This window comes from Bradyrhizobium sp., from assembly GCF_016462955.1.
Classification (GTDB): domain Bacteria; phylum Pseudomonadota; class Alphaproteobacteria; order Rhizobiales; family Xanthobacteraceae; genus Bradyrhizobium.
The window spans coordinates 4,618-7,631 of the sequence record NZ_JAEMSD010000275.1 but is presented as its reverse complement, the minus strand read 5'-3'; the positions used below and the strand labels follow the sequence as shown (position 1 = coordinate 7,631).

At 65.5% G+C, this 3,014-nt stretch carries 4 protein-coding genes and 1 pseudogene; 1 reads left to right on the top strand and 4 read right to left on the bottom strand.

What is annotated here, in order from left to right:
* Nucleotides 1-290: pseudogene (locus JHD07_RS24395) on the top strand (MFS transporter); the annotation flags it as partial.
* A 145-nt stretch (nt 291-435) separates the two neighbouring features.
* Here JHD07_RS24395 and JHD07_RS24390 read toward each other — a convergent pair.
* The 4 genes from JHD07_RS24390 to JHD07_RS24375 form a co-directional block, all read right to left on the bottom strand.
* On the bottom strand, nt 436-1,194 hold the full coding sequence (locus JHD07_RS24390) for an SDR family oxidoreductase (protein WP_291626690.1): 759 nt from the start codon (nt 1,192-1,194) through the stop codon (nt 436-438).
* 26 nt (nt 1,195-1,220) lie between these two features.
* On the bottom strand, nt 1,221-1,979 hold the full coding sequence (locus tag JHD07_RS24385; RefSeq protein ID WP_025037198.1) for a proteasome-type protease: 759 nt from the start codon (nt 1,977-1,979) through the stop codon (nt 1,221-1,223).
* A gap of 194 nt (nt 1,980-2,173) precedes the next feature.
* The gene (locus JHD07_RS24380) at nt 2,174-2,581 is read right to left on the bottom strand and encodes a carboxymuconolactone decarboxylase family protein (protein ID WP_291626688.1); all 408 of its coding nucleotides are present in this window, start codon (nt 2,579-2,581) and stop codon (nt 2,174-2,176) included.
* A gap of 67 nt (nt 2,582-2,648) precedes the next feature.
* The coding region (locus tag JHD07_RS24375; protein WP_291626686.1) for a transglutaminase family protein at nt 2,649-3,014 on the bottom strand (366 nt) is incomplete at its 5' end.

Genomic DNA, 3,014 nt, shown 5'->3' with positions numbered 1-3,014 from the left:
TATCGGTGCTGTCGCTCGCCGTTTTGGGGGCCGCCGACACGATCAGCGTCGTGATCCGCTTTTCGCTGGTGCAGCTGTCGACGCCCGACGAGATGCGCGGCCGGGTCGGCGCAGTGAATTTCCTGTTCATCAACGCCTCGAACCAACTCGGCCAATTCGAGAGCGGGGTAGCAGCCGCGCTGCTCGGCGCTATGCCCGCCGCCGCGCTCGGTGGCGTCGCCACCGTTGCAGTGGCGCTGCTCTGGATGAAGCTGTTTCCGAGCCTGCGCAAGGTGGAGAGTCTGGAGTAAGGTGAAGGTCTCGTGTCCCGGACAAGCGGCAACGCGTCAGCGTTGCGGCGCAGAGCCGGGACCCAGAAGCCCGGAACGAGGGATGGGCCCCGGCTCGGCAGCGCGTCATTGCATGCCGCGCTGCGTCCGGGGCACGAGCGCGGAACTAGCCCCGTCCGACGAACGGCATCTTGGTCGCCATCACCGTCATGGTCAGCACGTTGGCGTCGAGCGGCAGGCTGGCCATGTAGGCCACGGCATCGCCGACCGCCTTGGAGTCCATGCGCGGCTCATGCTTGGTGGTGCCGTCGGGCTGCAGGACGCCGGGGCCGTTGACCATGCGATCGGTCATCGGCGTCGCCGCATTGCCGATGTCGACCTGGCCGACCGCGATGTCGTACATGCGGCCGTCGAGATTGCTGGCCTTGGTCAGGCCGGTGATGGCGTGTTTGGTCGAGGTATAGGCCGCCGAGAACGGCCGCGGCGCGTGCGCCGAGATCGAGCCGTTGTTGATGATGCGGCCCCCGCGCGGGGTCTGGTCCTTCATGATGCGGAAGGCGTGCTGGGTGCACAGGAACGGGCCGGTGAGGTTGGTGTTCACCACCGCCTGCCATTGCTCGAGGCTGAGGTCCTCGAAGTTCACGGCAGGCGCGCCCATGCCGGCATTGTTGAAGAGCACGTCGAGGCGGCCATAGGTCGTCTTCACCTTGTCGAACAGCGCGGCGATCGAGTCCGGCTTGGTCATGTCGGCGGTGACGCAAAGGCTTTTTCCCGCGGGGCCGAGCTTTGCGGTCTCCTCGAGCATGTCGAGCCGGCGCCCCGCAAGCACCACGGTGAAGCCGGTGTTCATCAGCGCCAGCGAGGCCGCGCGGCCGACGCCGGTGCCGGCGCCCGTCACCAGGGCGATCTTCTTTGCTTCACTCATCGTTTCCTGCCTTTTCTGTTCTGCTGTCAGGTTTTGGGTTCTTTGTCGTTCTTGTAGGGCGGACGCGGAATGTTCTGGTGGGCGGCGCGCAAGGCCGCCGACCAGCGTGAACGCAAATCGTGGAAATAAGGCTCGCCCGCCTCGATGCGGTGGTTGAGATCGGCTTCGCAGGCGTCCGTGCGCACCACCAGCACGTCGATCGGCAGGCCGACGCCGAGATTGGATCGCATCGTCGAGTCCATCGAGATCAGGCCGGTCTTGAGTGCCTCGTAGAGCTCGACGTCGTAATGCATGGCACGGTCGAGCACCGGCTTGCCGTATTTGTGCTCGCCGATCTGCAAGTAGGGCGTGTCGGTGGTGCACTCGATGAAATTGCCGGCGGTGTAGACCATGAACAGACGCATGCGCGCGCCCTTGATCTGGCCGCCGAACAGGAAGGAGACGTCGAAGGACACGTCCTCCGATTTCAGCGCCGGGCCTTCGGTCGCGTGCACGGCGCGGATCGCCCGGCCGATGCGCTGGGCGGCCTGGAACATGGTCGGCGCGTTCATCAGCGTCTCGATCTCGCCCGTGTTGGGATCTTCGAGACCTTCGGTCAGCGTCGACAGCACGGACTGGCTGATGGCGAGGTTGCCGGCGCTGGCGATCGCCATGATGCGCTCGCCCGGCTTGGAGAAGATGTGCAGCTTGCGGAAGGTCGAGACGTTGTCGAGGCCGGCATTGGTGCGGGTGTCGGCGATCATCACCAGACCGTCCCGAACCAGGATTCCGCAGCAATAGGTCATTTCCAGTCCCCGAACGCGTTTGCGCGGAATTACTAGCCAATTTCAGGGGCCGGTCCAACCCCCGATATTAAGCCCGTCATTCCGGGGCGCGACGAAGTCGCGAGCCCGGAATCCATTGGGCAGCAGAGTGGGTGGATGATTGGATTCCGGGCTCGCGCTGCGCGCGCCCCGGAATGACAGTCAGCTCTTGTCCCTCAATCCGCGGCACCCAGCAGAAAGGCCTCGTCGACCGGTACACCGAGCGCGGTCACCAGCCGGTTCGTCTCCGCGGCCATGCCGACGATGGCGAGCAGCTCGGCATATTCGGCCTCGGTCATGCCCTTGGCCCGTGCGGCGGCGGTGTGGGAGTGAATGCAATAGCTGCAGCCATGCGCGACCGACACCGCGACATAGAGCATTTCCTTGACCTTGGGATCGAGCGCGCCGGGAGCCATCACCTCCTTGATGCTCTCCCAGGTCCGCCGCAGCGTCTTCGGATCATGCGCCAGCGCACGCCAGAAATTGTTGACGAAGTCCGACTTCCGCACCTTTCGGATGTCGTCGAAGACGGCGCGCGCCTCGGCCGAAAGTTCGTCATCCGAAAGCAGTTTCACTGTCGCCATGGCTAACCTCGCGGGTCTGATCCGATCCCGCAAGTGTAGCACGCCGAATGTGTTCGGCCGGCGGCTCCTAGCTCTGCCGCTGGGACTGCGATTGCGACTGGCCGCCGCGGCCGGCCTGCTCGACCTTGACCGCCACGGTCAGCGTTTCCGTGCCGCCGCCATAGCGCGTGCCGCGCACCGGCGCCGCGCCGAGATAGTCGAGCCCGATCGCGACGCGGACATGGGCGTCGGTGGCGCAGATGCTGTTGGCGGGATCGAAGCCGACCCAGCCGAGATCGGGCACGTAAGCCTCCGCCCAGGCATGGCCGGCCTGCTGCTCCTCGACGCCGTCGGCGCGCAACAGATAGCCGCTCACATAGCGTGCGGGTATTCCGATATGCCGCGCGGCCGCGATAAAGATGTGGCGCAGGTCCTGGCACACGCCCTTGCCGAG

Coding starts and splice junctions, on each gene's coding strand:
- JHD07_RS24380 (WP_291626688.1), bottom strand. CDS start 2,581: ATGGCGACAGTGAAACTGCTTTCGGATGACGAACTTTCGGCCGAGGCG.
- JHD07_RS24385 (WP_025037198.1), bottom strand. CDS start 1,979: ATGACCTATTGCTGCGGAATCCTGGTTCGGGACGGTCTGGTGATGATC.
- JHD07_RS24390 (WP_291626690.1), bottom strand. CDS start 1,194: ATGAGTGAAGCAAAGAAGATCGCCCTGGTGACGGGCGCCGGCACCGGC.